We start from the raw sequence: 27,000 nt of genomic DNA, 5'->3' as shown, positions 1-27,000 counted from the left end.
GTGTCAGGCTTGGGGCGCGCGGCATTGTTGGCCGTCGTGATGGCCGCCGTTGCGGCCGGGGCCCAGGTGGATTCCGCCCGGGCCCAGCAATATTTCAACGGCGCCCAAACCACGCCGAACGGCGCCATCAATGGCGGCGGCGGCGTCTGGAACGACACGACCACCAACTGGACCAATGACCCCGGCACCACGTCGACCGCTTACGATCCGTCGCCGCTGACGACGACGATTTTCGGTGCGTCGGCGACCTCGACGCCGACGACCGGCGGCACGGTGACGGTTGCGCCGGGCGGCGTCACGCTCACCGGGGCCGTGGTGTTCGGTCTCACCGGCGACAACTCGATCTACACGATCCATGGCGGCAATCTGACGGTTGCTTCCGGCGGCACGACATTCAGCGTGGCCGACGTTTCCAACACCGGTGGCGTGGCGCCCTCGGCGATCATCAATTCCAACATTGTCGGCGCGGGGGGCATCAATGTGCAGGGCGCCGGCATTCTCGGTTCCGGCCCGCTGGTGCTGAACGGCACCAACACCTATGCCGGCGGCACCACGATCTGCAACTGCGCAACGCTGCAACTGGGCGATGCGACCCACACCGGCAGCATCGTCGGCGTCGTCGACAATGGCGGCGGGTTCAACATCGTCAATGCGAATACCGCCGGCATCACCACGCTGACCAACGATTTCGGCATCACGACGTTCTTCGGAGCGAATACCGCCGCCACGATGACGATCAACAACATCAACGGCGGCGAAACCGATTTCGGCGTTGCATTTGGCACCGACACAGCGAGCGCCGGCAGTGCGACGATCGTCAACCGGACCGGCGGCACGACCGTGTTCAACGCCGCCAGCACGGCGGCCAATGCCAACATCACCAACCGCTACTCGGGTGAGACCGACTTCTACGACAACAGCAAGGCGGGCAACGCTACCATCCTCAACCGCTATTTCGGCGTGACCACGTTCAACGATTCCAGTTCCGCCGAGAATGCCAACATCACCAACCGTTATGGCGGCCTGACCTTCTTCTTCGACAACAGCACGGCCGCCAATGCGACGATCGTCAACAACAGCCCCGGCCTGGGCTTCGGTCCTCCGGCCGGTCTCGCCTTCCTCGACAACTCGACCGCCGGTAACGCCACCGTCACCACCAACAACAACGCGGTAACGGCTTTCTTCGACAATTCCACCGGCGGCAATGCGCGCTTCATCACCAACGACACCGGCATCGTCGACTTCAGCGGCAGCACCGGCCCCAACGGCGACGGCCGCATCAGCGCCGGTTCGATCGAAGGATCCGGCAACTACTTCATTGGCGGCGGCAACACGCTGGTCGTCGGCAGCAACAATCGCTCGACGGAGGTCAGCGGCGTGATCGCCGATTCCTGCGGCTGCGGTCCCGGCCCCGGTTCGCTGGAAAAGGTTGGCTCCGGCACGCTGATCCTGTCCGGCACCAACACCTATACCGGCACCACCACCGTGAACGGCGGCGTGCTGCAGGTGGACGGCGTCAACGATCTGTCCAGCCTTACCACGGTGAATGCCGGTGGTGCGCTCACCGGCATCGGCACGATCGGCAATGCCCTCATCGCCGGCGGCGGCATTTACGCCCCCGGCAGCGGCACGGCCGGTTCGTCGCAGATCGTGAACGGCAATCTCGCGTTCCAGTCGGGCGCGCTCTATCTCGTCGCGCTGAACTCGGTCACCGCGAGCTTCGCCAATGTCGCTGGCAATGCCTTGCTCGACGGCACCGTCGTTGCAGCGTTCGTGCCGGGCAGCACCGTGCTGCCGCAATACACGATCATGCAGGTCGGCAGCCACAGCGGCAATTTCGCCGGCGTCGCCGCGCCCGGCGGTCTCGTCGGCACGATCACTTCCGATCCCAACAATATCTACCTCAACTTCGCGCTCGACTGGTCGGCGAAGTACAATCTCAACATCAACCAGCGCAACGTCGCCAGCACGCTGCAGAATTTCTGGAACATCAACGGCACCATCCCTGCCGCCTTCGCCGGGCTCTCGCCCGGCGGCCTGACGCAGGTATCGGGCGAACTCGCCACCGGCACGCAGCAGGCGACGTTCGATGCGATGAACCTGTTCGTCGGCCTGCTCACTGATCCCTTCGTCATCGGCCGCAACGGCGGGGCAGGCGGCAATGCCGGTGCTGTGCCGTTCGCCGACGAGACCTCGCTCGCTTATGCCGGCAGGAAGTCCGGCGCGGCGCGCGATGCCCTTGCGAAATTCCCGACCAAGGCGGACGTCGCGCGCAACGATCTCCTCGACAACCGCTGGAGCGTGTGGGGCGCGGCCTTCGGCGGCGGCAACAACACCGACGGCAACGCCGCGGTCGGCTCGAATGCCGCGACCGTGCGCGCCTTCGGCTTCGCCGCGGGAGCCGACTTCCGCATTTCCCGCCAAACGCTGGTGGGTTTTGCCTTTGCGGGCGGCGGTACGAATTTCAGTGTACTCGCCACCGGCTCCGGCCGCTCCGACATGTTCCAGGCCGGCGCCTTCATCCGCCACAACGCGGGTCCGGCCTATGTCACGGCCGCTGCGGCCTGGGCCTGGCAGGATGTCACGACCGACCGCACCGTGACCGCCGCCGGCTTTGAGCAGTTGCGCGCGCAGTTCAACGCCAATGCGATCACCGGCCGCATCGAGGGCGGCTACCGTTACGTCACGCCGTGGATGGGCGTGACGCCCTATGCCGCCGGCCAGTTCACGAGCTACTTCCTGCCGGCCTATGCCGAGCAGGTGCTGGCGGGTCCCGGCAATTTCGCGCTGAACTATGCCGCCAGGGACGTCACCGCAGGACGTACCGAGCTCGGCGTCCGGCTCGACAAGTCCTATGCGATGCAGAGCGCCATCCTGACGCTGCGGGGACGGCTGGCCTGGGCGCATGACTTCTTCACCGACCGCAGCATCACGCCGGTATTCCAGACGCTGCCGGGCACGTCCTTCATCGTCTACGGCGCGGCGCAGCCGCACGATTCAGCGCTGACCACGGCGTCTGCCGAGATGAAATGGCTCAACGGCTGGTCGGCCGCCGGCACGTTCGAGGGGCAGTTCTCCGACGTCAACCGCTCCTATGCCGGCAAGGGCGTGCTGCGCTACGCCTGGTGAGTACCGGTCACGCCGAGCGCAGCCGGCGTTCGCCGCCGCCTTCCGCCGTCACCGCCGTCACGATCGCATCCAGCTCCATTCGTCGCCGGTAATCCGGATCGATGTAGCGCGCCTTGACCAGGCCGTCGCGGCCGACCACGAAGGTCGCGGGCACCGGCAGCGTCCAGGTGTCGTTGCCGTTATAGGTCTCGATATCGAAGCCGCTCTCTTTCATCGCCTCGCGCTTCTCGTCACCGACCCAGAACGCGAGGTTGATCGAGAGCGCATAGCCGTTGTCGAGATCGGTCAGCACCGGGAAGGGCGCATCGGCATAGTCGCGGAGCGCGGCGCCATATTGGTGCGTCTCCGGCGAGATCGCGACGATCTCGCCGCCGAGCCGCTTGATCTCGGGCGCGATCTCGGCCAGCCCGTCGGCGTTGAGCTTGCAGTAGGGGCACCAGTGCCCGCGGTTGAACGACATCACCACCGGTCCGCGCTCCAGCAGCTCGCCGAGACGGACCAGCCTGCCGTCCTGGTCGGGCAGGATGAAATCCGGCATCGGCTCGCCGACCTGCGGCGCGCTCTGGCCGACCTGGTTGGCTTCGAGCCGCTCCACCATCCGGTCCACGACGGCGGTGAATTCCGGCCGCAGCCGGCGCACGGCATCCGCAACCGCCTGCAGCCGCACGCCGAGCGGCGCGTCCATCATGCGGCTGTCTTCGGTTGTCTCCTGCAGCAGTTCGGCGATGGTCTTTTCGGCCATTGTTGTTGTCCCGGTCAGGCGGCGATGATGGAGAGGGGCGGCTTGGCGTCGTTCGGCGGCGCGGCCGGCTGTGTGAAGGCCTGCCAGTCGGCGCTGCGCAGCATCTTCATGACGGCGGAGGCGACTGCCGTGCGCTCGCGCCCGGCGACGCCGTAGAGCTGCACGGTGCGCTTGATGTCGAGACCTTCGACCTCGGCGCGCCGCAGGGTGTCCGGCGTGGAGGCGCTGCGCGGCATGATCGCCATGCCGATATCGGCCTCCAGCAGCTTGATCAGGTCGTGCTCGCAGGACACCTCGTGACTGCCGCCGCTATCGACGTCGCCCGCGCGCAGTGCCGCACTCACCCGCTCCGCATATTCGCAATAGCCGCGCGACAGCGACGGCTGCTGCCTCAGCGCCTCGACGTCCACCGGGCCACTGTCGGCGAGCGGATGGCAACGGTTGACGACGAGCTGAAAGCTTTCGGTGAACAGCGGCCAGCTGTCGAGACGGTCCCAGTCGCGGTCGATCTCGACGGCAATGCCGAGCTCGGCATCACCCTTCTTGAGATATTCGCCGATTTCCTTGCTGTTGCCGCGCAGCAGCCTGAACTCGAGCGCGTTGAACATCCGCTTCAACTGGTTGAGGTGGGGAATCAGCAGAGCGATGTCGACTGCGTCCGCAATGGCGATCCGCAGGGTACCGATCTTGCCGCCCTTGAAGGAGGTGGCGAGCGAGCGGGCGCCGACGGCGGCCTCGTAGCACTGCTTGAGCAGCGGATGCATGCGCTGGCCGAGTTCGGTGAGCTGCGCGGCAGGGCGTTCGCGGCGGAACAGGTCGCCGCCGAGCTCGGCCTCGAGCTGCTTGATGGCGCGGGTCAGCGACGGCTGGGCGACGTTGCACTCGTCGGCCGCGCGGGTGAAATTCAGCGTGCGGCTGACCGCGAGGAAGTAGCGGATCTGGTGCATTTCCATGAAGTCTGCCCCTTCGGAAATCGCAGGTAATCCATTGCAGTCTAGCGGAACTGCGGGGGACACGTTCCGGAATCGCCATAGCCGCCGTCTATCGATGCGAAAGCCGGTCGGCATCGTGGCCCGCTTTCGTTCTTTCCTTCCTCGCCTGCCTGTGACAAAGGAACCGGAAAAAGGGGAGGATAAGTCCGGATGCGCGCAGCCATTTTCCGCAACGGCCAGATCGTGGCCGACAGCTGGCCGGATCCGAAGCCCGCGGCCGGCCAGGTGCTGGTCAAGACGCTCGCCTGCGGTATCTGCGGTTCCGACCTGCATGCGCGCCAGCATGCCCACCGCATGGTCGAGCTGTCCAAACACTTCCCCCACCGCAAACCGATGGACCTGAAGCGAGACGTCGTATTCGGCCACGAATTCTGCTGCGAGGTGCTGGAATATGGTCCCGGCACGGAGCGCAAGTTCAAGCCCGGCACAAAAGTGTGCTCGCTGCCGGCGCTGCTGACGCCCACAGGGATCGAAGGCATCGGCTATTCCAACGACAATGTCGGCGGCTATGCCGAGCGCATGCTGCTCAGCGAGCCGCTGCTGCTGGAAGTGCCGAACGGCCTGCAGGCCGCGCATGCTGCGCTGACCGAGCCGCTCGCCGTCGGGGTCCATGCTGTGGCGAAAGCCAACATCCGGGGCGGCGAGGTGCCGCTGGTGATCGGCTGTGGCCCGGTCGGGCTCGCGGTGATATCGGCGCTCAAGCTCAGGGGCCTGCACCCGATCGTCGCCGCCGATTACTCGCCAATGCGGCGCGCGCTGGCGGAAAAGATGGGCGCCGACATCGTGGTCGATCCCGCGCGCACGCAGCCCTATGCCACCTGGGCCGAACACGCCCAGATGTCGCCGGAGGAAAAGGCGGCGCGTCCGCCGCTGCAGGCGATGCTGCCAGCGCTGAAGCCCGCGCTGATCTTCGAATGCGTCGGCGTGCCCGGCCTGCTGCAACAGGTGTTCGAGGGTGCACCGCGCGATGCCAAAATCGTCGTGGTAGGCGTCTGCATGGAGAGCGACCGCTCCGAGCCGATGCTGGGCATCCTCAAGGAGCTCAACGTTCAATATGTGCTCGGCTACACGCCGGAGGAGTTTGCCTATTCGCTGCGCCTGATCGCCGAGGGCACGGTCGATGCCGCTTCGCTGGTGACAGGCCACGTCGGCATCGACGGCGTGGCGCAGGCCTTCGCCGATCTCGCCAATCCGGAAAAGCACACCAAGATCATCGTCGAGCCGTGGCGGTAGGCTGACTGGCCATTCCGCAACTTCCGCCACGGTGCTAATCTTGCCACCACACTCGTGCCGGGATTGATCATCAAACCAAGGGTGGTCGGAATGCGCACAGGGATCGGCATCGCGGCTCTCGCGTTGGGCGCCAGCCTGTTGGCTATACCGACGCCGGTCATGGCGCAAAAAGCGGACGCTGTTGCGCGTGTTGGCTGGCTGGAGGTTTGCGGCCCGGGCCCGCGCCGACCCAACTTCGAAATCTTTCGCTCGCGCTTGGCCGAACATGGCTATGTCGAGGGCAAGAACGTCGTCTTCGAACAGCGCTTCGCGGATTGCCAGTACCAGCGGATGCCCAAGCTGGCGACCGAGCTGGCGCGGTTGCCGGTTGATGTTCTCTTTACCATGGGAACGCGGGCCGCACGCATCGTCGCCGAGGCCGTGAAGACCACGCCGCTGGTCGTCTATTCCTGCGATCCTTTCGAGCACGTCACGCAGCTTGCGCGCGGCCGAGGCAACCTGACCGGGGTCACCTGCATGACCACGGAATTGAGCCCAAAGCGTCTCGAACTGCTGCACGAGGCGGTGCCGGGGGCTTCAAGAGTCATGTTCCTGCATGATCCCCAGGCCGCTCCCAACGCGCTCAAGATGACCGAGGCGGTTGCGCCGCGCCTTGGAATTACCTTGCAGACCGCAGAGGTTGGAGCCGCCGAGGAGTTGCTGCCGGAGCTCGCGACAATCGCGAACGAAAAACCGCAAGCTTTGTTCGTCTATCCCGACGTCGTACTCAGTTCCCACCCGAGACCGAGCCTGCTCGCAGAATTCGCCATCGAAGCGCGGCTACCCTCGATGCACGCGTTCCGTTTCTTCGTCGATGCAGGCGGCCTGATGTCTTATGGCGCGACAGCGAATGAAATCTACTCGACCGCGGCCGAGCAGGTCGCAAAAATCCTCGGTGGTGCGCGCCCAAGCGATCTGCCGCTAAGGCAGGCGACACGATTTGAGCTCGTCATCAACAACAAGACCGCGAAGACGCTGGGCATTACTATCCCGCAGTCGCTGCTGGCGCGCGCCGACGAGGTGATCGAGTAGTTTTCCGCGCAATCCTGGATTCGGGCAAGGCAAGTGTGCCTCTTGCCTGGCTGTGAATTCCTTCATACAGAGGGCTTCCCGAAGCGGCCGCGCAGGAAAGGCACGCGGGGACAAGGGAGGCATCATGATCGCGCTCACGGCAAAGGACGTCCTGCCGCACGACGGCACTTCGGGCACGCTGGTCGGGCGGATCTGGCTGCCGGAGGCCGCGGGGCCCGCGGTGGTCGCGGTGCGCGGTGACGGCGTGTTCGACGTCAGCACAGGCTTTTCGACCGTCAGCGCGCTGTGCGAGCAGGACGATCCGGCCGCGGCGCTGCAGGCGGCCAAGGGAACGCGGATCGGCGATCTCGAAAGCATCCTGGCCAACACGCCACCCGACCGCCGTGATCGCGCCAAGCCGTGGCTGCTGGCGCCGGTCGACCTGCAGGTCCTGAAGGCCGCCGGCGTCACCTTTGCGATCTCGATGCTGGAGCGCGTGATCGAGGAACGGGCGCGCGGCAATCCGGCTTCCGCCGAGGCGATCCGCAAGGAAGTGGTGCGGCTCGTCGGCGACGACCTTTCCAAACTGAAGCCCGGCTCGGCGGAAGCGATGAAGCTGAAGCAGATCCTGATCGACCAGAACGCCTGGAGCCAGTATCTCGAAGTCGGCATCGGCCCCGACGCCGAAGTCTTCACCAAGGCTCCGGTGCTTTCCTCGGTCGGCACTGGCATGGATGCCGGACTGCATCCCAAGTCGACCTGGAACAATCCGGAGCCGGAAGTGGTGATGGTGGTGTCGAGCCGCGGCCGGATCGTCGGCGCCGCGCTCGGCAATGACGTGAACCTGCGCGACTTCGAGGGCCGCTCGGCGCTGCTGCTGTCCAAGGCCAAGGACAACAACGCCTCCTGCGCCATCGGCCCGCTGCTGCGCCTGTTCGACAGGACGTTCTCGCTCGACGACGTCAGGAAGATGGATGTCGGCCTCACCGTGAAGGGCGCCGACGGCTTCGTGCTCGACGGTCATTCCTCCATCGGCAAGATCAGCCGCGATCCCACCGATCTCGTGGCGCAGACCATCGGCAGCGTGCACCAGTATCCGGACGGCTTTGCGCTGTTCCTCGGCACCATGTTTGCGCCGGTGAAGGATCGCGACACGCCGGGGCAGGGTTTTACGCACAAGCGCGACGACATCGTCACGATATCGGCGCCGCAGCTGGGCAAGCTCGTCAACCGCATGCGCGGCAGCGATGAATGCGAGCCCTGGACCTTCGGCATCGGCGAGTTGATGCGGAACCTGGCGAAGCGGAAGGTGCTGTAGGGCGGATTGGCGCAGGCCGTACCGCACGCCACGGTCCCCTAGGACACCTCACTCCGACTCCGGCAAGTCCTTTGTCAGCCGGTGGCCGCCGGGGCCGCGGCTGAACACGCCGTAATCCCTCGATTTGCCGCCGTTGGCGGCATCGACTCCGATCGCCGCTAGGCCGAGCTTGAGCAACTCGCGCACGGCCGCGGCCCTCGTCGGCATGCGATGCCTGAAGCGAAAATCGTCAACGGCAGCAAGCTCCTCGGGAGAGAGCATCACCTGCAATCGTTCGTCGCGCAGTTCGTTCATCGCCGTTTCCAACGCCAATTGAGTAACCTACTCAACTCGCCAAATCGCAGCTGGTTCCCTCTCTGGAGTGAGCTGAGTAAAATACTATAATTAAATCAATAGTTTACTAGGAAAGGCGGATGCGTTAACGTGTTCCGTGGGGCGAGGAGGCGCTCGCCATGACAGACAAAGCCGACAAGATCGAACTTCCTGCGAAGCCGGGCGAGCGGCCGCCGCCGCGGCGTCCCGGCTACGAAAGGGTGATCGAGAACATCGAGAAGTGGGCCAATAGCAGTGGCCTTCGGAAGCCGACCTAGGGCTGCGGGTCATCACATGATGGCGATCCATCGGATCCTCCAGAACATGCCGCTGGCGCCGGAAGACACCGGCCGGCTGGTTGCGGCCTATGAAGCGACGCTGCAGGCGCTCGGTCTCGCCGATCGCAGCGACCCGCTAACGGAACTCGTCGCCAGGAAGATCGTCGAGATCGGCCAGAGCGGCGTTCGCGATCCCCTCCAGATTTCGAAACTGGCGGTCACGGATCTGGGCGCCGCGCCCTGACGCCTGACTGCTAAGGAATTGTTAACCGGTTCCCACGTGATGGCTGCCGCGTTTGGTCTTGATTCAAACACTCCTGCTTTGCTCTGCCCAATGAAAGCAAGTGTGACGCAGTATCGTCGCCAACCAGATCAGAGATTGCATGTTCGACGATTCCGTTCAGGTCCGTTGCCGTCGCTGCAAGAGCGCATTCCGCGAGCGTGCCCGCCGGCTGCAGAACGGTTATTCCCGGCAATGCCCGACTTGCGAGGTCGTGCTGTTCTTCGACGAGGATTCCCACGACCAGACCATCCGCCGCGTCATGAGGTCGGCCCGCCAGGTCCGCGCAGCCCTGCGCGAGGCGGAAGCCGAACAGCCCCGCAGAAAGAGGGTGCTTCGCGGCGCCGGCAGGCGCGGCTCCTACGAGGCGGCCGAGGCCGAGGATAACGCGTGAACCGTCGTCCCGGCGCAGGCCGGGACCCATAACCACTGATTTCGATTGTTGAAACGAGCTGGGGCTCCAGCACGGCATAACCACACGCAGTCGTGGTTATGGGCCCCGGCCAGCGCCGGGGCGACGGGTGAGGCGACTCATCGCTTCGTTCAGATCACACAGGAAGCGCGATCGAATATTTCACCTGACTGAGCGCAAAGCTCGACTCGATCGAAGCGATGCCGTCGAGCCGCGTCAGCTTGTTCTTCAAGAAAGCTTCATAGGACGGCAGGTCGGCGGCGACGACGCGCAGCAGATAATCGCGGTTGCCGGTCATCAGGTAGCATTCCAGCACCTCGTCCCATTTCGAGATGGCGCGCGCGAAGCGGTTGAGGTCCTCCTCCTTCTGCCGCGCCAGCTTGATCGAGATGAAGACGCTGACATGCAGGCCGAGCGCCTTCTGGTCGACGGTGGCGACATAGCGCGAGATCACGCCGCGCTCCTCCAGCAGCTTCACTCGGCGGTGGCAGGGCGACACCGACAGCCCGACCTTGTCGGCCAGCTCCTGCATGGTCATGCGGCCGTCGGTCTGCAGGTGCCCGAGGATCTTGCGGTCGATGGCGTCGAGCGAAGGCATTGGGATAAACTCATGGTCTGGAGTTACATCTTGGTAATTTATCCCAATTTCTCCGGGTATGCCGCCAAAATTTGAGATTTTTGGCCGCTGCGTCGGGATTAAAATTGGCCATTCGCCATCGCAGGAATTGCCGCCATGGGAATTACGCCCGCACGCCTGGAAATGCTGACCGCGCTGAGCCGCAAGGTGCTGTGGCTGTCGTCGTGGACCATCCATCATGCCAACCACATCCGCCCCAACACGGATGGCCTGAAGGTCGGCGGCCACCAGGCTTCCTCCGCCTCGCTCGCCAATATCATGTCGGCGCTGTATTTCTCGGTGTTGCGGCCGCAGGACCGCGTCGCCGTGAAGCCGCACGCCAGCCCGGTGTTCCATGCGATCCAGTATCTGTTCGGGCACCAGACCCGCGACAAGCTGGAGAATTTTCGCGGCTACAAGGGCGCGCAGTCCTATCCCTCGCGTACCAAGGACACCGACGACGTCGATTTCTCCACCGGCTCCGTCGGCCTTGGCGTCGCGCAAACGCTGTTCTCCTCGCTGGTGCAGGACTATGTGAAGGCGCACGGCTGGATGAAGGATCGTCCGGAGGGGCGCATGATTGCCCTCGTCGGCGATGCCGAGATGGACGAGGGCAACATCTTCGAGGCGTTGCTCGAGGGCTGGAAGCAAAGCCTGCGCAACACCTGGTGGGTGGTCGACTACAACCGCCAGAGCCTCGATGCCGTCGTGCGCGAGGGGCTGTGGGAAAAATTCGAATCCATGTTCCGCAATTTCGGCTGGGACGTGGTGATCGTGAAATACGGCAAGCTGATGCAGGCCGCCTTTGCCGAGCCCGGCGGCGAGGCGTTGCGGCGCTGGATCGACAATTGCCCGAACCAGATGTACGCCGCGCTCTGCTTCCAGGGCGGCGCCGCCTTCCGCAAGCACCTGCAGGACGACATCGGCGACCAGGGTCCGGTCTCGGCGCTGATCGGTCGCCGCAGCGACGACGAGCTGCTCGCGCTGATGTCAAACCTGGGCGGCCACGACATGGCGAGCATGATCGAGGCTTTTGAGGCCATCGACCACGACCGTCCGGTCTGCTTCATCGCCTATACCATCAAGGGCGTTGGGCTACCGATGCAGGGTCACAAGGACAACCATGCCGGCCTGATGACGGTGGCACAGATGGAGAAATGGCGCGCATCGCAAAGCATCCGTCCCGGCCATGAGTGGGACAAGTTCGAAGGCTTGCCGCAGGATGCGGCAAAGCTCGAAGCATTCCTGGCGGCGGTGCCGTTCAACCAGCAAGGCCGCCGGCGCCTGACCGCGCCCGAGATCGAGGTGCCGCGCGAGCTCGCCTTCAAGCCGTCCAGCCAGATGTCGACGCAGCAGGGCTTTGGACTGATCCTCAACGAGCTGGCGCGCGGCGACACCGAGCTCGCCTCGCGCATCGTCACGACCTCGCCCGACGTCACCGTCTCGACCAATCTCGGGGCGTGGGTGAACCGGCGCGGGTTGTTTGCCAAGGCCGAGAACCACGACCTGTTCCGGCAGGAGAAGATTCCCTCGGCCTTCACCTGGGAGTTCTCGCCGAAAGGCCAGCACATCGAGCTCGGCATCGCCGAGATGAATTTGTTCATCATGCTGTCAGCGCTGGGCCTGTCGCATTCCATCAACGGCGAACGGCTGCTGCCGGTCGGCACGCTCTACGATCCCTTCATCGAGCGCGGCCTCGATGCGCTGAACTACGCCTGCTACCAGGATGCGCGCTTCATGGTGGCGGCAACGCCGTCGGGCATCACGCTGGCGCCGGAAGGCGGCGCACATCAGTCGATCGCGACGCCGCTGATCGGCATGGCGCAGGACGGCCTCGCCTCGTTCGAACCGGCTTTCGTCGATGAACTCGCCGTGATCATGCGTTGGGGCTTTGAGCATATGCAGCGCGAAGGCGGGGAGGGTGGTTCGGTCTATTTGCGCCTGTCGACGCGCAACGTCGAGCAGCCGCAGCGCCCGATGAGCGCGGTGCTGCATCATGAGATCACAGAGGGCGCCTACTGGCTGCGCAAGCCGGGGCCGAATTGCGACATCGTGATCGCCTATACCGGCGCGGTGGCGCCGGAGGCGATCGAGGCGGTCGGCTTCATCGGCGAAAGCCATCGCGATGTCGGCCTGCTCGCGATCACCTCGGCCGACCGCTTGCATGCCGGGTGGACTGCCGCGCGAAAGTTGCGCCGCGACCGCCGTGGCGTACAGTATCTCAGCCATATCGAGAACTTGCTGGCGCCGCTGTCGCGCGATTGCGGCATCGTCACCGTCATCGACGGCCATCCTTCGGCGCTCGGCTGGCTCGGCAGCGTCCGCGGCAACCGCGTCGAGGCGCTCGGCGTCGAGCGTTTTGGCCAGACCGGCACCATCGGCGACCTCTACCGCCACCACGGCCTGGATGCCAATGCCATCATCGATGCGGCGGAAAGCCTCACCGTCGGCGCCCCGGTGCGGCATAGGAAGATGGCGGTGTAAATTTCTTACCTCTCCCTGCAAGGGAGAGGTCGCTTTGCATCGAAGATGCAAAGCGGGTGAGGGTCACTGTTTCGGCATCGTCGGAGCAAGCGGCTGCCCCCCACCCAACCCTCCCCTTGCAGGGGGAGGGCAGCAGTCACCTCCGGGTCACCTTGCCCCCCTCGCACCCGACCCCCTATATTCCGCGCGTCCGCCGCATCGCGGCCACCCGCATATGGCGGGTTCCACACCCCCCGGCTTTCGTGCAAGGATGCCTGCCGAACGCTTTCCGTTCTCCCCTGAATGCCCCCGCAAGTTAAGAGGTTTCCGATGGTCAATCGCATGCAATTCTACATCGACGGCGCCTGGGTCGATCCGGTCGTCAAGAAGTCCACCCCCGTCGTCAATCCAGCGACGGAAGAAGCGATGTATGAGGTTGCGCTCGGCTCCAAGGCCGACCTCGACAAGGCCGTCGCCGCCGCCAAGCGCGCCTTCGAGACCTATTCCCAGACCACCCGCGAGGAGCGCGTCGCGCTGCTCGAGAAGATCATCGAGGTCTACAAGGGCCGCATGAAGGAAATCGGCGCCGCCGTTTCCGACGAGATGGGCGCGCCGTTGCCGATGGCCGAGAGGTTGCAGGCCGGTGCCGGTCTCGGCCACATCGCTTCCACCCTGGAAGTGCTGAAGAACTACCACTTCGAAGAGAATGTCGGCACCGCCGTCGTGGTGCGCGAGCCGGTCGGCGTCATCGGCATGATCACGCCCTGGAACTGGCCGCTCAACCAGATCGCCTGCAAGGTGGCGCCCGCGCTTGCCGCCGGCTGCACCATGATCCTCAAGCCCTCCGAGTTCACCCCGACCTCGGCGCTGATCTTCGCCGAAATCCTCCATGAAGCCGGCGTGCCGAAGGGCGTGTTCAACCTGATCAACGGCCTCGGCCCCGAAGTCGGCGCCGCCATGTCCGAGCATCCCGATATCGACATGATCTCCTTCACCGGCTCCACCCGCGCCGGCGTCGACGTGGCCAAGCGCGCCGCGCCGACCGTGAAGCGCGTCAGCCAGGAGCTCGGCGGCAAGTCGCCGAACGTCATCCTCGACGACGCCGACCTCGCCAAGGCGGTGACCGGCGGCGTGATGCACATGTTCAACAACTCCGGCCAGTCCTGCAACGCGCCGTCGCGCATGATAGTGCCGCTGTCGAAGATGAAGGAAGTGGCCGCGATCGCCAAGGGCGTCGCCGACAAGACCAAGGCGGGCGATCCCCGCGCCGAAGGGACCACCATCGGCCCCGTCGTGTCGCGCATCCAGTGGGACAAGATCCAGGCGCTGATCAAGAAGGGCATCGACGAGGGCGCAACGCTCGTCGCCGGCGGCCCGGGCCTGCCCGAGGGCGTCAACAAGGGCTTCTATGTCCGTCCGACCATCTTCGCCGACGTCACCAACGACATGACGATCGCGAAGGAGGAAATCTTCGGACCGGTGCTGACCATCATCGGCGCCAAGGACGAAGCCGAAGCCGTCAAGATCGCCAACGACACGCCGTACGGCCTTGCCGGTTACGTCTCGGCCGGCACCGTCGAGCGCGCCCGCAAGGTCGCCCGCCAGATCCGCGCCGGCAACGTCAATTTGCAGGGCGTGCCGAACGACCGCACCGCGCCGTTCGGCGGCTACAAGCAGTCCGGCAACGGCCGCGAATGGGGCAAGTACGGCCTGGAGGAATATCTCGAGGTCAAGGCCGTCGCCGGCTTCAACGCGGCGTAAGCTGATCGCGAGAGAAACAGGACGCCGGGGCGAGCCATCGCCCCGGCGTTCTTTGTTTGCCGCGTCATACTCCGCTGTCGTCCCGGCCAAGCGAAGCGCGAGCCGGGACCCATAACCACAGGAAGTCGTTTTGCGAAAGCTGGAGCTCCAGCTCGCCCCAACAACAGCTTATTGTGGTTATGAGTCCCTGCGTTCGCAGGGACGACAGTTGTGGTTGCGGCTATCCCCCCGACGCTCCCTGCGTGTTCACATACAGCGCATAGATCGACTGGCTCGCCGCCATGAACAGGCGGTTGCGCTTAAGGCCGCCGAAGCAGACGTTGGCGCAGCGCTCGGGCAGCGCGATTCGGCCGATCATGACGCCGTCGGGGGCGAACACCACGACGCCGTCGAGCTCGGGATCGCCCATGCCCCAGCCGCACCAGAGATTGCCGTCGATGTCGACGCGAAAGCCGTCCGGCGTGCCGGGCCCGGCATCGACGAAGACGCGCTTGTTGGAAAGCTTGTCGCCGGAGGGCGAGACGTCATAGGCGAGGATTTTCCGGGTCGGCACGCCCCGAGATTCGATCACGTAGAGGATCTTTTCATCCGGCGAGAAGGCAAGCCCGTTCGGCCCCAGCACGCCTTCGGCGACTATGCTGGCTTTCCCCGTTTGCCCGTCGATCCGGTAGACGTTCATATCGATCTCGGACTCGGCCTTGTAGCCCTCGTAATTGCCGAGCAGGCCGAAAATGGGATCGGTGAACCAGATCGAGCCGTCGGATTTAACCACCACATCGTTCGGCGAGTTCAGCCGCTTGCCGTTGAAGGAATCCATCAACACGGTGATCGAGCCGTCATATTCGGTGCGCACCACACGCCGCCCGCCATGCTCGCAGGTGATGAGCCTTCCCTGGCGGTCGCGGGTGTTGCCGTTGGCGAAGTTCGACGGCTTGCGGAAAATGCTGACCGCGCCGGTCTCTTCCTCCCACTTGAGGATGCGCTGGTTCGGGATGTCGCTGCACAGCAGATAACGCCCGTCGCCGAACCACACCGGGCCTTCCGCCCAGCGAAGGCCCGTGGTCAGCCGCTCCACGGCAGACAACTTCAACCAGTATTTCTCGAAGCGCGGATCGAGCGCACGGATCGCGGGATCGGGATAATGGGTCGCCTGCCGCCATCCGGCCGCGTATGAAGTTGCATCGGACATTTGCTGTTCTCGTTATTGCGTTTCCTCGCAAGTTGGTTTGCTATCACCCTCGGTCGACGACCGCAAATGATCGCAACCAAAATGAGGGAAGCGATGCCACGCATATTGATGACTGGCGCCGCGGGGGGCATTGGAACGAGCCTGCGCAAGCTGCTGCCGCCGGTCTATCCGGACCTCGTGCTCAGCGACATCAAGAAGCCGGCCGATCTCGCCGGCTCCGAAAGATTCAAGGCGGCCGACCTCGCCGACCTCGCGCAGGTCGAGGCGATCTGCGAGGGCGTCGACGGCATCCTGCATTTCGGCGGCTATTCCATCGAAGGCAGCTGGGACCAGATCCACCAGGCCAACATCATCGGTTGCTACAATCTGTTCGAGGCCGCCTACAAGAAGGGCGTCAAGCGCGTGATCTTCGCCTCGTCCAACCACGCCGTCGGCTTCTATCCGCGCCACCACCGCATCGGCGCCGACGTCACCGCGCGGCCCGACAGCCGCTACGGTGTCAGCAAGGTCTTTGGCGAGGCGATGGGCGCGCTCTATGCCGACAAGCACGGCATGAAGGTGACGTGCCTGCGCATCGGCAATTTCGGCGAGGTGCCGCTGGACCATCGCCGGCTGTCGATCTGGCTCAAGCCGGAAGACCTGGTGCAGCTCTGTCGCATCGGGCTCGAGCATCCCGACATCCATTTCGAAGTGCTCTATGGCGCCTCCTACAACGAGCGCGCGTGGTGGGACAACCACCGCGCCTACGACCTCGGCTATCGCCCGACCGGCAGGGCAGAAGATTTCCGCGAGCACGCGTTTGCCGAGCAGGCAAAGCTCAAGCCCGACCCGGTCGGCGATTTCTACCAGGGCGGTGCGTTCTGCAGCATGGAGTTCGACGGCGACAAGAGCCGCGTTGTGGAGTGGAAGAAATAGAAGCGGTCATTCCGGGGCGATGCGAAGCATCGAACCCGGGATCTCGAGATTCCGGGTCTGGTCCTTCGGACCATCCCGGAATGACAGCGACTACTTCGGTCGCTTATCTCCGGCGATACGCCCGAGATAATCCGACTTGCTGTATTGCATGTGATCGACGCAGAGCTGCGCGAACGCCCAGCTGTCGCGGCCCTTCAGCAGCTCGATCATCAATTCATGCTGGCGGCGCGACAGCGCGAGGCCTTCCTTGTCGGCGAGATTCTTCGCCCGCATCGGCAGGGTGATGTTCATGTAATCCCTTAGCGAGCGCACCAGGTACGGATTGCCGCAGGCCGAGAACAGCGCGACGTGAAAGGCGTCGTTGGCCTCATGGATGCCGCGCAGGTCCTGCGCGTCGGCCTTCTCGCAATAGTGCCGCTGCAATTCGGTGAGCTGCTCGATCAGGCTCGCAGGCGCTGGCAGGGGGATCATCAGCGCGGCCTGCCGCGTCAGCATCTCCCGTACCTCGTAGATCTGGCGCACCTCCTCGGCGGAATAGAACCGTACCGTGGCGCCGATGTTCTTCTCGCGCAGCACGATGCCCTGCCGCTCGAGCTGGAACAGTGCTTGGCGGACGAAGTGCCGGCTCGCGCCATAGCGGCCCATCAGGCTGTCCTCGACCAGCCGCGAGCCCGGCGCGAAGCGGCCGAAGATGATGTCCTCCTCCAGCCGGCGGATCACTTCCGCCTGCTCCTCCTCGCGAGAGAGCGGCGAGGCCTGCGATGCGGCTTGCGCGGTCATGACTTGAAGTCAGCACGCGGCGCTGCTCATTGTCAATAATGCCGCGCATTTCTCGGCTTCACCGAGCTGCCCATCGTAGGGATTATCGAGCATTGACAATAATTCAGCGGACTCCTTTAGTGGGCGCCCAAGCAAAAGGAAGAAGAGATGAGCGACGGGCTTCGCAAGGGATTGGCAAGCTATGGCGATGCCGGGTTCTCGCTGTTCCTGCGCAAGGCCTTCATCAAGGCGATGGGCTATTCCGACGATGCGCTGGACCGTCCGATCGTCGGCATCACCAACACCTACAGCGACTACAATCCCTGCCACGGCAACGTGCCGCAGATCCTGGAAGCGGTGAAGCGCGGCGCGATGCTGTCGGGCGCGATGCCCTTCGTGTTTCCGACCATCTCGATCGCCGAGAGCTTTTCCCACCCGACCTCGATGTATCTGCGCAACCTGATGGCGATGGAGACGGAGGAGATGATCCGCGCCCAGCCGATGGATGCGGTGGTCGTGATCGGCGGCTGCGACAAGACCTTGCCGGCGCAGATCATGGCCGCGATCAGCGCCGATCTGCCGACCGTCGTCATTCCCGTCGGCCCGATGGTGGTCGGCCACCACAAGGGCGAGGTGCTGGGCGCCTGCACCGATTGCCGAAGGCTGTGGGCCAAGTACCGTGCCGGCGAGATCGACGACAACGAGATCGAGGCCGTTAACGGCCGGCTGGCGCCGTCGGTCGGCACCTGCATGGTGATGGGCACCGCCAGCACCATGGCCTGCATCACCGAGGCGATGGGCCTGTCGCTGCCGATGAGCGCCACCATACCGGCGCCGCATGCCGAACGTTTCCGCTCGGCGGAAGCGAGCGGCCGGGTCGCCGCGGCCATGGCCAAGGCGAAGGGGCCGAAGCCCAGCGAATTCTTGACCGCGTCGTCGTTCCGCAACGCGCAGGTGGTGCTGCAGGCGATCGGCGGTTCCACCAACGGGCTGATCCATCTGACGGCGATGGCCCATCGCACCAAACACAGGATCGATCTCGAAGCCTTCGACAAGCTCGGCCGCGAGGTGCCCGTGTTGATCGACCTCAAGCCCTCCGGCGATCACTACATGGAGCACTTCCATCACGCCGGCGGCGTGCCGAAGCTGATGAAGCAGCTCGGCGATCTCATTGATCTCGATGCCAAAACCATCACCGGTGCGACTTTACGTGAAGTCGTAGCCGGTGCAGAGGAAGTGCCGGGCCAGGACGCCATCCGTGCCAGGGCCAATCCGATCAAGGCGGAAGGCGCGCTCGCGATTCTGCATGGCAATCTCGCCCCGCGCGGCGCCGTCATCAAGCAGTCGGCGGCAAGCCCAAAGCTGCTGCAGCACACCGGCCGTGCGGTGGTGTTCGAGTCGGTCGAGGACATGACGCTGCGGGTCGACGATCCCGGTCTCGACGTCACCGCCGAGGACGTGCTGGTGCTGCGCAATGCGGGGCCGAAGGGCGCGCCGGGCATGCCGGAGGCCGGCTATCTGCCGATCCCCAGGAAGCTGGCGCGCACGGGCGTCAAGGACATGGTGCGCATTTCGGATGCGCGGATGAGCGGCACCGCCTTCGGCACCATCGTGCTGCACATCACTCCGGAATCCGCGGTCGGCGGGCCGCTGGCGCTGGTGAGGAACGGCGACCTGATCCGGCTCGACGTCGCAAAGCGCCGCATCGAGCTGCTGGTCGACGAGGCCGAATTGAAGAAGCGCCACGCCGCGCTTGCGCCGGCCAGGACGCCGGATTGGGCCAGGCGCGGCTATGCCTGGCTGTTCAACGAGACCATCCTGCAGGCCGACGAAGGCTGCGATTTCGACTTTATGCGCGAGAACGGCAAGGGTCAGCCCCGATGAGCGCATCGCGCATGCTGGTTCCGGCGAAGGTGCTTGCCGTTCTTGCGCTGCTCGCCTGTCCCCAAGGAGCCCATGCGCAGATGAAGGTCATTATCTCGGGCGGCTTCTCCGGCGCCTATGAGCAACTGCTGCCGGAATTCGAGCAGGCGAGCGGCATCAAGGTGACGACCGGATCCGGCGCCTCCCAGGGCGACGGGCCGCAAACCATCGGCGCGCAGCTCGCCCGCGGGGAGAACGCGGACGTCGTGATCCTCTCGCGCGAGGGGCTCGACGGCCTGATCGCCGCCAACCGCATCGCCGCCGGCACGGATGTCAATCTTGCAACGGTCGGTGTCGGCGTCGCCGTGCGTGCGGGGGCCGCAAAGCCGGACCTTGGCACAGTCGATGCGATCAGGCAGGCGCTCCTCAAGGCCAGGGTCGTGGCAGTTCCGGCCAGCACGTCCGGCATCTGGCTCATGAAGGAGTTGTTCCCGCGGCTCGGCATCGCGGAGACGATCAACGTCAAGGTAAGCCCCCGCGGCGCCGGCGCTACGGCAATGGTTGGGGCGGGCGAGGCGGAGCTTGCGGTGCTGCCGGTCAGCGAAATCCTGCACGACAAGGGCGTGGACCTCGCCGGGGTGCTCCCCATGGAGATCCAGTTCATCCAGACGTTTTCAGCCGCCGTGGTGGCCGGCGCGAGCGAGCCGCAGTCCGGCAAGCGGCTGATCGAATTCCTCACCTCGGCGCGCGCAGCCGGGGCCATCAGGGGTGCCGGACTGGAGCCGCGAACGGCTTCCAAATAGGGTCAGCCGACCTCGACCACGGTCCAGACGTCATCCGTCCGCGTGAAGCGGAACGGCCTGCCGTGGCCGTTCTTGAAGAAATTACCGGTCAGTCGTTGCGCCATCGATTGCATGACGGCGTCGTGGCAGACGAACAGGATTTCATCCCCGGGATGGCGGTCGAGCCAGTGGCTGACCGAGCGCACTGCGCGCGAGGCGACATCGGCCCATGGCTCGGAATCCGCCGGCAGCATGTCGACCAGCCCCTGCGCGCTGTTCTTGCGGTGCTGCATCATCAGCTCGCGAACCGGCCTTCCTTCAAAACTGCCGAAATCGAGTTCGATCAGGCCGTGATCGAGCGTAACGGTCCTGGATGCAAGGCCGGCAATGATCTCGGCGGTCTGCACCGCGCGGAGCAGGGGGCTGGACACGACATGGGTGAGCTCGACGGCGCGCAACTTCTCCGCGGCCGCATGCGCCTGCGCGATGCCGTCATCGTTCAGCGGATTGTCGGTGCGGCCCTGGAACAGCCCCTGCCTGTTCCAGTCGGTGGCCCCATGGCGCAGGCAGATGAAGGAGCGTGACGGTGCTGACATCGCCTACTTCGATTTGCTGGTGAATTTCTTCACGGCAACGCGGAAATCCTCCGTGTGCATGCAGTCGATGATCTTCTTCTCCTCGGCAGCGAGCTGTGCCTTGGTCGGCGTCGTTGTAGCCTGGTAGAGCAGCGCCTTGGTTGCGCCGATTGCCGCCGGCGGATTGCGCGCCAGCCGCTCGGCGAGTTTTTTCGTCGCCGCCTTCAGCTCGTCCGGCGGAACCACCCTTGCGACCAGCCCCCAGTCATAGGCCTGCTGCGCGGTAAAACTGTCTTCCGCCAGAAAGATCTGGAACGCGCGGCGCACGCCGACCGTGCCCACCATGCCGACGGTGCTGCCGCCATCGGGCGAAACGCCGATCTTGGCATAGGCCGGCGTGAACTTGGCGTCCTCGGCCGCGATGCAGAGATCGGTGATGAAGGCGAGTCCCATGCCGGCGCCGGCCGCCGAACCATGCACGCTGGAGAGCACGATCTTGGGCATCCGTCGCACCGTCTCGATGAAGGCGTGATAGTGCTTCAGGAGTTCGCCGACCACGGGCGCGATGGCATCGGCCTCCGCCGCCGCACCGATGGTCTGCAGATCGCCGCCGGCGGAGAAGGCGCGGCCTTCGCCCTGGATCACCAGCACCTTGATGGCGTCATTGGCCTCGACCTCGGCGCCGAGTTGCTCCAGCTTCTGCGCGATCGCCAGATTGACCGAATTGAACGCTTCGGGCCGGTTCAGCGTGATGGTGGCGATCGCCCCGTCGATCGAAAGAGTAGCGGGTTCGGTGGTTGCAGACATCTGAAAAGGCCCCGTGTCGGAAGTTCGGCCGCGCATTTAAGTCCGGGAAGGGGCAGGTGACAATCCCGGAGAAGTCTGCAAGATTTGCCCCGTCGCGGGGCAGGGGATTGGCGCTTGCGCTGCCTCAATCCGCGATGCCAGAAATGCCGCCATTCTGCGGAGAGGCGCACGCCGCCGCCTCCGGGGATGACGTGGCAAGCACCAAAATCGGCGAAGAGGTGACGACGTGGGTATTTCCTGTGCCCTTTCGATTGGGCTTGCGACCGGGCGTGACCAATGACGGCGGGATCGGTTGTCGTCGCCGGCGCGGGACATGCCGGCTTCCAGCTCGCCATGTCGCTGCGGCAAAACGGCTTCGCCGAACGCATCCTGCTCGTCAATGACGAGGGCCATCTGCCGTACCAGCGGCCGCCCCTGTCGAAGGCCTATCTCAAGGGCACCGGCGGTCCGGAAACCCTTAGCTTCCGGCCGGAAAAATTCTTCCACGACCAGAAGATCGAACTGGTCGCCGATCGCGGCACGGCGATCGACCGCGCCGCGCGCAAGCTGAAGCTCGCTTCCGGCTCGTCGCTCGACTATGGCCATCTCGTGCTCGCCACTGGCGCGCGCAACCGCCTGCTCGATCTTCCCAACGCCACGCTCGAAGACGTGCGCTATCTGCGCACGCTCGACGAGAGCCAGGTGCTGCGCGACCGCATGACCGATCATCACCATGTCGTCGTGATCGGCGCCGGCTTCATAGGCCTCGAATTCGCCGCGACCGCGCGCGCCAAGGGGCTCGAGGTCGACGTGGTCGAACTTGGTGCGCGCGTGATGGGGCGAGCGGTGACGGCGGAAATCTCCGAATTCTCCCAGCAGCGTTTCGCTGCGGCCGGCGTTTGCATCCATCTCGGCGTGCAGGTCACCAGCATCGAGAGCGACGGCAGGAAGGTCACCGGCGTCAGCCTCAGCGACGGCCGGCACATCCCGGCCGATCTCATCGTGGTCGGCGTCGGCGTGCTGCCGAATGTCGAACTTGCCGGGGAGGCGGGGCTTCCGGTCGCTTCCGGCATCATCGTCAACGATCATCTGCTCACCGCCGATCAGAACATCTCGGCGATCGGCGACTGCGCACTCTATGCCAGCCAGCGGTTTGGCGGATCGCTGCGGCTGGAGTCCGTTCAGAACGCCACCGACCACGCGCGGTGCGTGGCGGCGCGGCTGACCGGCAAGGACGACGTTTATGACGGCCTGCCCTGGTTCTGGAGCGACCAGGGGCCGGACAAGCTGCAGATGGTGGGCCTCACCACCGGCTACGACCGCGTAGTCGTTCGTGGCGACCGCGCGCAGGGGCAGTTCTCAGCCTTCTGCTACAAGGGCGAAAAGCTTCTCGGCATCGAATCCGTCAACCGCGCCGGCGACCACATGTTCGGCCGGAGGCTGCTTGCCCAAAATGGTTCAATCATTCCGGAGCAGGCGGCCGATCCCGGCTTCGATCTCAAGAGCGCCCTGACTTAAGTCGCAACGCGCTTCCACTTGCATCGAGAAATTATTTCGGCGACTTTCTCCCCGAAAGACCTCACGGTCCAAAGCAACAAGGGAGGAAGTTATGTCCGTCTGGACACGAGCCGCGTTATCGGCAGCATTCGTCATTGCATCCGTCATCGCAGGTCCGGCCTCGGCGCAGACCAAGCTGAAATGGGCGCATGTCTACGAGGTCGCCGAGCCGTATCACACCCAGGCGCTGTGGGCAGCCGAGGAAATCAAGAAGCGCACCTCCGGCCGGTATGAAATCGCGGTGTTTCCGGCGTCTCAGCTCGGCAACGAGAACCAGATCAATGAAGGCCTCGGGCTTGGCACCGTGGACATCATCTACACCGGGACGTCGTTCGCCGGGTCGATCCACAAGCCGCTGGCCATCTCCGGCGCGCCGTTCATGGTGCGCGACTTCAATCACTGGAAGTCCTATCGCGACAGCAAGCTGTTCCGCGACATCGCGAAGGGGTACGAGGACAAGACGAGGCACAAGATCATTGCACTCACTTATTACGGCGAACGCATGGTGACCGCTAACAAGGAGATCAAGAAGCCCGAGGACATGAAAGGTATGAAGCTGCGCGTGCCGCCGGCGCCGCTCTATTTGATGCTGGCGAAATCGGTCGGCGCCAACGCTACGCCGATCGCGTTTGCGGAAGTCTACCTTGCGCTGCAGCAGGGCACCGTCGACGGTCAGGAGAATCCGCTGCCGACGATCATGGCCAAGAAATTCTACGAGGTGCAGAGTCACGTCATGCTGACCGGCCACATCATCGAATCTCTGTTGACCATCACCGGCTCGCATGTCTGGTCGAAATTATCGGATGCCGACAAGAAGGTATTCGATGAAGTGCTGGTGCAGGCTGCCGCCAAGGCTTCGGATGCAATTCGAGAGTCCGAGCAGAAAATCGCGGACGAGTTGCGCAAGCTCGGAAAGACCGTGGTCCAGGTCGACCGCGAGGCGTTCCGCAAGGCCGCGATCCCGCTGCACAACGACGCTTCCGCCGGCGCGGGTTGGACCCAGGCGCAATACGACGAGTTTCAGGCGCTGAAGTAAGCTTCGCCGTTCCTGCGACCGCGGGGACCCAAACGCCGTGCCAGCTTGCTTGCGCGATGTGGCAACGACCCTTTCTAGGGTATTGGCGGTTAGGGGTCTCCGCGTTCGCGGGGACGACGCGTAGATTGTGCCAACGGACACTGCATGAACACCGATCCCCTTTCTCCCAACGCCACACCGTCCGACGACGTTCACCTGATCGTCGCGAAAGACGAGGAGGTCATCATCGAGCATCATCCGGAGGACTGGATCGCGTTCCTGATCTTCTGGGGCCTCGCTTTCATCGTTTTCCTCCAGTTCTTCACGCGATACGTGCTCAACGATAGCCTTGCGTGGACCGAGGAGATCGCGCGCTACGCCCTGATGGTGGTGGTGTTCGTCGGCGGTGCGGTCGTCACCCGCAAGAACACCCACATTGCGGTAGAGCTGCTGTCCAACGTCATGAAGCCCGGCCGGCTCCGGTCCGCCCTGCTGGCGCTTGTGGACGCGGTCAAGCTGGGTTTTCTCGGATTGCTCGCCTACTTTTCGGTGACCATCGTCGAGCGCATGCACCATCAGCCCATGACGGTCGTCGATGTGCCGATGAGCGTCGTGTACGGGGGCGTCGCGCTCGGCTGTTTCATGATGTTTGGACGGCAGGCCTATGCTTTCTGGCGCAACGCACGTGCCGGCTGGAAGACGCCTCACGACGTCGTCGACCAGGCCGTTGCGGACTAGGGACAAGAAGATGGCCATCCTCGTCTTCGTCTTCCTCCTGGTGCTGCTCGCCGGCGTGCCCGTGTTCATCGCGCTGGCCGGCTCATCGCTGCTCTACACGCACTTCATCGCCGGGATCCCCGACTTCGTGATCCTGCACCGCATGGCCGGCGGCATCGACTCGTTTCCGCTGCTCGCGGTGCCGTTCTTCATCCTCGCCGGCAATTTGATGAACTCCGCAGGAATCACCAATCGCATCTACGACTTTGCGGTTGCGATCGCCGGCTGGATGCGTGGCGGACTAGGGCACGTCAATATCATCGGATCGGTGATCTTCTCGGGCATGTCCGGCACCGCCATCGCGGATGCCGCCGGTCTCGGCACCATCGAGATCAAGGCCATGCAGGACCACGGCTACTCAACCGAGTTCGCCGTCGGCGCGACCGCGGCCTCGGCGACGCTCGGGCCCATCATTCCGCCGTCCCTGCCGTTTGTGATCTACGGCATGATGGCAAACGTTTCGATCGGCGCGCTGTTCCTCGGCGGTGTCATCCCCGGCGTCGTCATGACGATTTTCATGATGCTGTATGTGACTTACTGCGCTCATCGCGACGGCATCCCGCGTGACGCGATGTTCCGCTGGAGAACGCTCGGGTTCACATTCATCTACGCCCTGCCGGCCCTGATGACGCCCGTCATCATCCTTGGCGGCATGACCTTCGGATGGTTCACCCCGACCGAGGCTGCGGTCGCCGCCTGCGCATGGGCGCTGATCCTCGGCGTCTTCCTCTATCGTTCGCTGTCGCTGAAGCAGTTCTACAAGGTGACGATGGATACTATCGAAACCACTGCGGGCGTGCTGCTGGTGGTGGCGGCGGCTTCGCTGTTCGGTTGGGTGCTGACCACGACCCAGGTGACCGAGCGGGCCGCCGAAGCGCTGCTGGCGTTCACCGACAACAAGTACGTCATTTTGCTGCTGATCAATGTTCTCCTGTTGGTCGTGGGATGTTTTCTCGAGACCATCGCCGCGATCAGCATTCTAGTGCCCGTGCTGATGCCGATCCTGGTGAAGGTCGGAATCGATCCGATCCATTTCGGCGTGGTGATGACCCTGAACCTGATGATAGGCCTGTTGCATCCGCCTCTGGGCATGGTGCTGTTCGTGCTGGCCCGGATATCGAAGATGTCGGTCGAGCGAACCACGATGGCGATCCTGCCTTGGCTGGGGCCGCTGCTGCTTTCCTTGATCGCCATCACACTGTTTCCCGAGCTGACGCTGTGGCTGCCGCGACAGGTGGGGATGCTGAAGTAAGCGATCAGCGCAGGACGGCTGCTACCTCCGCCGCCGTCGGCATCGACTGCGCCGCGCCCATCCGCTGCACGCAGATCGAGGCGGCTGCGTTGGCGTAAGCCAGTGCGTCGCGGATTTCCTTGCCCAGCGCCAGTTGCGCCGCCAGCGCGCCGACAAAGCAATCGCCTGCGCCCGTGGTGTCGACGGCCTTCACGTTCCGGCCGGGGATCAGCACGGCCTCGCCGCCCACCAGCGCGAGCACGCCGCGGCGTCCGAGCGTGATGCAAACGCTCCTGTTCTTGCCGCGCAGCGGCCGGGCGGCTTCGATGAAGTACATGGGCTCGTCGTTCTCGCCGAGCTCGGCGCCGGTGAGAGCCCCAAGCTCTGTTTCGTTGAGCACGAGGATGTCGACGAGATCGAGCAATTCGCGGCCGACCGCACGCGCCGGCGCCGGGTTGAGGATGGTGGTCGCACCCGAAGCGCGGGCGTGCCCGAAGAACGCCGCGATCGCGGGCAGGGGGATTTCGAACTGGCTGACGGCGACGTCGCCTTTGGCAAAGGACGCTGCGGCAACGTCGGCTGCGTCAACCAGCGCATTGGCGCCGGGAATGACGACGATGGTGTTGTCCGATTTGGCCACCGTGATGACGGCGGTGCCGGTGTGAGCGCCTGCCGTGTCCTTCACCGAACCGAGATCGATCGACTGCGCCGCCAGGAACGTGCGCAAGTCGCGGCCGAATGCATCCTCGCCAAGCCGCCCGATCAACGTCGTCAACACGCCCTGCTTGGCGGCTGCGACCGCTTGGTTGGCGCCCTTGCCGCCGGGGAAGTACAGCACTTCCTTGCCCGCGACGGTTTCGCCGATCTTCGGGTGACGCTCTGCGGTTGCCACCACGTCCATGTTGATGCTGCCGGCGACGAACACCCGCCCCATTTCTGCTCCTGGAAACGCTCGAGCATGATCC

Annotated in this window: 25 protein-coding genes; 16 read left to right on the top strand and 9 right to left on the bottom strand. The window is 64.5% G+C overall.

Translation table 11 applies throughout. From position 1 onward, the window contains the following. Positions 1 to 3,129 carry an autotransporter domain-containing protein gene (locus HZB49_RS01475; protein WP_291608686.1) on the top strand — a complete coding sequence of 1,043 codons (3,129 nt, stop codon included), beginning with the start codon at positions 1 to 3 and terminating at the stop codon, positions 3,127 to 3,129. 7 nt (positions 3,130 to 3,136) lie between these two features. Here HZB49_RS01475 and HZB49_RS01470 read toward each other — a convergent pair whose 3' ends face one another. Continuing rightward, positions 3,137 to 3,871, bottom strand: a complete 735-nt coding sequence (locus HZB49_RS01470) for a peroxiredoxin-like family protein (RefSeq protein ID WP_291608685.1) — start codon at positions 3,869 to 3,871, stop codon at positions 3,137 to 3,139. Between the two features lie 14 nt (positions 3,872 to 3,885). Continuing rightward, complete coding sequence (locus HZB49_RS01465) at positions 3,886 to 4,824, bottom strand: LysR family transcriptional regulator (RefSeq protein ID WP_291608684.1); 939 nt, start codon at positions 4,822 to 4,824, stop codon at positions 3,886 to 3,888. A 189-nt stretch (positions 4,825 to 5,013) separates the two neighbouring features. Here HZB49_RS01465 and HZB49_RS01460 point away from each other — a divergent pair, with 189 nt between their 5' ends. The 3 genes from HZB49_RS01460 (at position 5,014) to HZB49_RS01450 (ending at position 8,464) form a co-directional block, all read left to right on the top strand. Continuing rightward, positions 5,014 to 6,096 (top strand): zinc-binding dehydrogenase, encoded by a 1,083-nt coding sequence (locus HZB49_RS01460; protein WP_291608683.1) that lies wholly within the window; start codon positions 5,014 to 5,016, stop codon positions 6,094 to 6,096. A 90-nt stretch (positions 6,097 to 6,186) separates the two neighbouring features. Continuing rightward, positions 6,187 to 7,167, top strand: a complete 981-nt coding sequence (locus tag HZB49_RS01455; RefSeq protein WP_291608682.1) for an ABC transporter substrate-binding protein — start codon at positions 6,187 to 6,189, stop codon at positions 7,165 to 7,167. A gap of 124 nt (positions 7,168 to 7,291) precedes the next feature. After that, the gene (locus HZB49_RS01450; RefSeq protein ID WP_291608681.1) at positions 7,292 to 8,464 is read left to right on the top strand and encodes a fumarylacetoacetate hydrolase family protein; all 1,173 of its coding nucleotides are present in this window, start codon (positions 7,292 to 7,294) and stop codon (positions 8,462 to 8,464) included. Positions 8,465 to 8,512: 48 nt separating this feature from the next. Here the strand turns inward: HZB49_RS01450 and HZB49_RS01445 are convergent, their stop codons facing one another. Beyond that, positions 8,513 to 8,758: a hypothetical protein gene (locus HZB49_RS01445; RefSeq protein WP_291608680.1), complete on the bottom strand. Its 246-nt coding sequence runs from the start codon at positions 8,756 to 8,758 to the stop codon at positions 8,513 to 8,515. Positions 8,759 to 8,916: 158 nt separating this feature from the next. Here HZB49_RS01445 and HZB49_RS01440 point away from each other — a divergent pair, with 158 nt between their 5' ends. The 3 genes from HZB49_RS01440 to HZB49_RS01430 all read left to right on the top strand — a co-directional run bounded on the left by HZB49_RS01440 (position 8,917) and on the right by HZB49_RS01430 (position 9,728). After that, positions 8,917 to 9,054: a hypothetical protein gene (locus HZB49_RS01440; protein WP_291608679.1), complete on the top strand. Its 138-nt coding sequence runs from the start codon at positions 8,917 to 8,919 to the stop codon at positions 9,052 to 9,054. A gap of 16 nt (positions 9,055 to 9,070) precedes the next feature. Next, positions 9,071 to 9,298, top strand: a complete 228-nt coding sequence (locus HZB49_RS01435; protein ID WP_291608678.1) for a hypothetical protein — start codon at positions 9,071 to 9,073, stop codon at positions 9,296 to 9,298. 139 nt (positions 9,299 to 9,437) lie between these two features. Beyond that, complete coding sequence (locus tag HZB49_RS01430) at positions 9,438 to 9,728, top strand: hypothetical protein (RefSeq protein WP_291608677.1); 291 nt, start codon at positions 9,438 to 9,440, stop codon at positions 9,726 to 9,728. Positions 9,729 to 9,882: 154 nt separating this feature from the next. Here the strand turns inward: HZB49_RS01430 and HZB49_RS01425 are convergent, their stop codons facing one another. Next, positions 9,883 to 10,344: an Lrp/AsnC family transcriptional regulator gene (locus tag HZB49_RS01425; RefSeq protein WP_291608676.1), complete on the bottom strand. Its 462-nt coding sequence runs from the start codon at positions 10,342 to 10,344 to the stop codon at positions 9,883 to 9,885. A 135-nt stretch (positions 10,345 to 10,479) separates the two neighbouring features. Between HZB49_RS01425 and HZB49_RS01420 the strand changes: the two genes are divergently transcribed. Together HZB49_RS01420 and HZB49_RS01415 are read left to right on the top strand one after the other, a co-directional pair. Then, the gene (locus HZB49_RS01420) at positions 10,480 to 12,846 is read left to right on the top strand and encodes a transketolase (protein WP_291608674.1); all 2,367 of its coding nucleotides are present in this window, start codon (positions 10,480 to 10,482) and stop codon (positions 12,844 to 12,846) included. Between the two features lie 309 nt (positions 12,847 to 13,155). Then, positions 13,156 to 14,586, top strand: coding sequence for an aldehyde dehydrogenase family protein (locus HZB49_RS01415; RefSeq protein ID WP_291608673.1), 1,431 nt, complete (start codon positions 13,156 to 13,158; stop codon positions 14,584 to 14,586). 220 nt (positions 14,587 to 14,806) lie between these two features. On the opposite strand, the gene HZB49_RS01410 is transcribed toward HZB49_RS01415, so the two are convergent. After that, complete coding sequence (locus tag HZB49_RS01410) at positions 14,807 to 15,775, bottom strand: SMP-30/gluconolactonase/LRE family protein (RefSeq protein WP_291608672.1); 969 nt, start codon at positions 15,773 to 15,775, stop codon at positions 14,807 to 14,809. A gap of 93 nt (positions 15,776 to 15,868) precedes the next feature. On the opposite strand from HZB49_RS01410, the gene HZB49_RS01405 reads away from it, so the two are divergent. Then, positions 15,869 to 16,690 carry an NAD(P)-dependent oxidoreductase gene (locus HZB49_RS01405; protein WP_291608671.1) on the top strand — a complete coding sequence of 274 codons (822 nt, stop codon included), beginning with the start codon at positions 15,869 to 15,871 and terminating at the stop codon, positions 16,688 to 16,690. A 90-nt stretch (positions 16,691 to 16,780) separates the two neighbouring features. On the opposite strand, the gene HZB49_RS01400 is transcribed toward HZB49_RS01405, so the two are convergent. After that, positions 16,781 to 17,470, bottom strand: a complete 690-nt coding sequence (locus HZB49_RS01400) for a GntR family transcriptional regulator (RefSeq protein WP_291608670.1) — start codon at positions 17,468 to 17,470, stop codon at positions 16,781 to 16,783. Positions 17,471 to 17,617: 147 nt separating this feature from the next. Here HZB49_RS01400 and HZB49_RS01395 point away from each other — a divergent pair, with 147 nt between their 5' ends. Both HZB49_RS01395 and HZB49_RS01390 read left to right on the top strand, forming a co-directional pair. Continuing rightward, positions 17,618 to 19,333 (top strand): IlvD/Edd family dehydratase, encoded by a 1,716-nt coding sequence (locus HZB49_RS01395; protein WP_291608669.1) that lies wholly within the window; start codon positions 17,618 to 17,620, stop codon positions 19,331 to 19,333. After that, positions 19,330 to 20,115, top strand: a complete 786-nt coding sequence (locus tag HZB49_RS01390; protein WP_291608668.1) for a substrate-binding domain-containing protein — start codon at positions 19,330 to 19,332, stop codon at positions 20,113 to 20,115. Before HZB49_RS01395 ends, HZB49_RS01390 begins: the two co-directional genes overlap by 4 nt. 2 nt (positions 20,116 to 20,117) lie before the next feature. On the opposite strand, the gene HZB49_RS01385 is transcribed toward HZB49_RS01390, so the two are convergent. After that, a complete protein-coding gene (locus tag HZB49_RS01385) occupies positions 20,118 to 20,690 on the bottom strand; it encodes a histidine phosphatase family protein (RefSeq protein WP_291608667.1) in 573 nt (190 codons plus the stop codon). A gap of 3 nt (positions 20,691 to 20,693) precedes the next feature. Beyond that, the gene (locus HZB49_RS01380; protein ID WP_291608666.1) at positions 20,694 to 21,476 is read right to left on the bottom strand and encodes an enoyl-CoA hydratase-related protein; all 783 of its coding nucleotides are present in this window, start codon (positions 21,474 to 21,476) and stop codon (positions 20,694 to 20,696) included. Positions 21,477 to 21,752: 276 nt separating this feature from the next. Between HZB49_RS01380 and HZB49_RS01375 the strand changes: the two genes are divergently transcribed. From HZB49_RS01375 to HZB49_RS01360, 4 genes are all read left to right on the top strand, one after another. Continuing rightward, complete coding sequence (locus tag HZB49_RS01375; RefSeq protein WP_291608664.1) at positions 21,753 to 22,973, top strand: FAD-dependent oxidoreductase; 1,221 nt, start codon at positions 21,753 to 21,755, stop codon at positions 22,971 to 22,973. 91 nt (positions 22,974 to 23,064) lie between these two features. Then, entirely contained in the window at positions 23,065 to 24,048 is a 984-nt protein-coding gene (locus HZB49_RS01370) for a sialic acid TRAP transporter substrate-binding protein SiaP (protein WP_291608663.1), read from the top strand. 144 nt (positions 24,049 to 24,192) lie between these two features. Then, positions 24,193 to 24,765, top strand: a complete 573-nt coding sequence (locus tag HZB49_RS01365) for a TRAP transporter small permease (protein WP_291608662.1) — start codon at positions 24,193 to 24,195, stop codon at positions 24,763 to 24,765. 10 nt (positions 24,766 to 24,775) lie between these two features. Further along, on the top strand, positions 24,776 to 26,056 hold the full coding sequence (locus HZB49_RS01360) for a TRAP transporter large permease (RefSeq protein WP_291608661.1): 1,281 nt from the start codon (positions 24,776 to 24,778) through the stop codon (positions 26,054 to 26,056). A gap of 4 nt (positions 26,057 to 26,060) precedes the next feature. Here HZB49_RS01360 and HZB49_RS01355 read toward each other — a convergent pair whose 3' ends face one another. Beyond that, on the bottom strand, positions 26,061 to 26,969 hold the full coding sequence (locus HZB49_RS01355; RefSeq protein WP_291608660.1) for a ribokinase: 909 nt from the start codon (positions 26,967 to 26,969) through the stop codon (positions 26,061 to 26,063). Between the last annotated feature and the right edge of the window lie 31 nt (positions 26,970 to 27,000).

It is taken from the genome of Bradyrhizobium sp. (assembly GCF_016219575.1).
Classification (GTDB): Bacteria; Pseudomonadota; Alphaproteobacteria; order Rhizobiales; family Xanthobacteraceae; genus Bradyrhizobium.
The sequence above is the reverse complement of the archived record's forward strand: the minus strand, read 5'-3'. Positions and strand labels throughout refer to the sequence as shown.

What these genes read in the sequence shown, in the direction of transcription:
- HZB49_RS01455 (WP_291608682.1), top strand. Translation starts at nt 6,187, where the DNA reads ATGCGCACAGGGATCGGCATCGCGGCTCTCGCGTTGGGCGCCAGCCTG.
- HZB49_RS01360 (WP_291608661.1), top strand. Translation starts at nt 24,776, where the DNA reads ATGGCCATCCTCGTCTTCGTCTTCCTCCTGGTGCTGCTCGCCGGCGTG.
- HZB49_RS01410 (WP_291608672.1), bottom strand. Translation starts at nt 15,775, where the DNA reads ATGTCCGATGCAACTTCATACGCGGCCGGATGGCGGCAGGCGACCCAT.
- HZB49_RS01430 (WP_291608677.1), top strand. Translation starts at nt 9,438, where the DNA reads ATGTTCGACGATTCCGTTCAGGTCCGTTGCCGTCGCTGCAAGAGCGCA.
- HZB49_RS01380 (WP_291608666.1), bottom strand. Translation starts at nt 21,476, where the DNA reads ATGTCTGCAACCACCGAACCCGCTACTCTTTCGATCGACGGGGCGATC.
- HZB49_RS01445 (WP_291608680.1), bottom strand. Translation starts at nt 8,758, where the DNA reads ATGAACGAACTGCGCGACGAACGATTGCAGGTGATGCTCTCTCCCGAG.
- HZB49_RS01385 (WP_291608667.1), bottom strand. Translation starts at nt 20,690, where the DNA reads ATGTCAGCACCGTCACGCTCCTTCATCTGCCTGCGCCATGGGGCCACC.
- HZB49_RS01405 (WP_291608671.1), top strand. Translation starts at nt 15,869, where the DNA reads ATGCCACGCATATTGATGACTGGCGCCGCGGGGGGCATTGGAACGAGC.
- HZB49_RS01395 (WP_291608669.1), top strand. Translation starts at nt 17,618, where the DNA reads ATGAGCGACGGGCTTCGCAAGGGATTGGCAAGCTATGGCGATGCCGGG.
- HZB49_RS01375 (WP_291608664.1), top strand. Translation starts at nt 21,753, where the DNA reads ATGACGGCGGGATCGGTTGTCGTCGCCGGCGCGGGACATGCCGGCTTC.
- HZB49_RS01465 (WP_291608684.1), bottom strand. Translation starts at nt 4,824, where the DNA reads ATGGAAATGCACCAGATCCGCTACTTCCTCGCGGTCAGCCGCACGCTG.
- HZB49_RS01470 (WP_291608685.1), bottom strand. Translation starts at nt 3,871, where the DNA reads ATGGCCGAAAAGACCATCGCCGAACTGCTGCAGGAGACAACCGAAGAC.
- HZB49_RS01355 (WP_291608660.1), bottom strand. Translation starts at nt 26,969, where the DNA reads ATGGGGCGGGTGTTCGTCGCCGGCAGCATCAACATGGACGTGGTGGCA.
- HZB49_RS01425 (WP_291608676.1), bottom strand. Translation starts at nt 10,344, where the DNA reads ATGCCTTCGCTCGACGCCATCGACCGCAAGATCCTCGGGCACCTGCAG.
- HZB49_RS01370 (WP_291608663.1), top strand. Translation starts at nt 23,065, where the DNA reads ATGTCCGTCTGGACACGAGCCGCGTTATCGGCAGCATTCGTCATTGCA.
- HZB49_RS01440 (WP_291608679.1), top strand. Translation starts at nt 8,917, where the DNA reads ATGACAGACAAAGCCGACAAGATCGAACTTCCTGCGAAGCCGGGCGAG.
- HZB49_RS01450 (WP_291608681.1), top strand. Translation starts at nt 7,292, where the DNA reads ATGATCGCGCTCACGGCAAAGGACGTCCTGCCGCACGACGGCACTTCG.
- HZB49_RS01365 (WP_291608662.1), top strand. Translation starts at nt 24,193, where the DNA reads ATGAACACCGATCCCCTTTCTCCCAACGCCACACCGTCCGACGACGTT.
- HZB49_RS01390 (WP_291608668.1), top strand. Translation starts at nt 19,330, where the DNA reads ATGAGCGCATCGCGCATGCTGGTTCCGGCGAAGGTGCTTGCCGTTCTT.
- HZB49_RS01435 (WP_291608678.1), top strand. Translation starts at nt 9,071, where the DNA reads ATGATGGCGATCCATCGGATCCTCCAGAACATGCCGCTGGCGCCGGAA.
- HZB49_RS01415 (WP_291608673.1), top strand. Translation starts at nt 13,156, where the DNA reads ATGGTCAATCGCATGCAATTCTACATCGACGGCGCCTGGGTCGATCCG.
- HZB49_RS01460 (WP_291608683.1), top strand. Translation starts at nt 5,014, where the DNA reads ATGCGCGCAGCCATTTTCCGCAACGGCCAGATCGTGGCCGACAGCTGG.
- HZB49_RS01420 (WP_291608674.1), top strand. Translation starts at nt 10,480, where the DNA reads ATGGGAATTACGCCCGCACGCCTGGAAATGCTGACCGCGCTGAGCCGC.
- HZB49_RS01400 (WP_291608670.1), bottom strand. Translation starts at nt 17,470, where the DNA reads ATGACCGCGCAAGCCGCATCGCAGGCCTCGCCGCTCTCTCGCGAGGAG.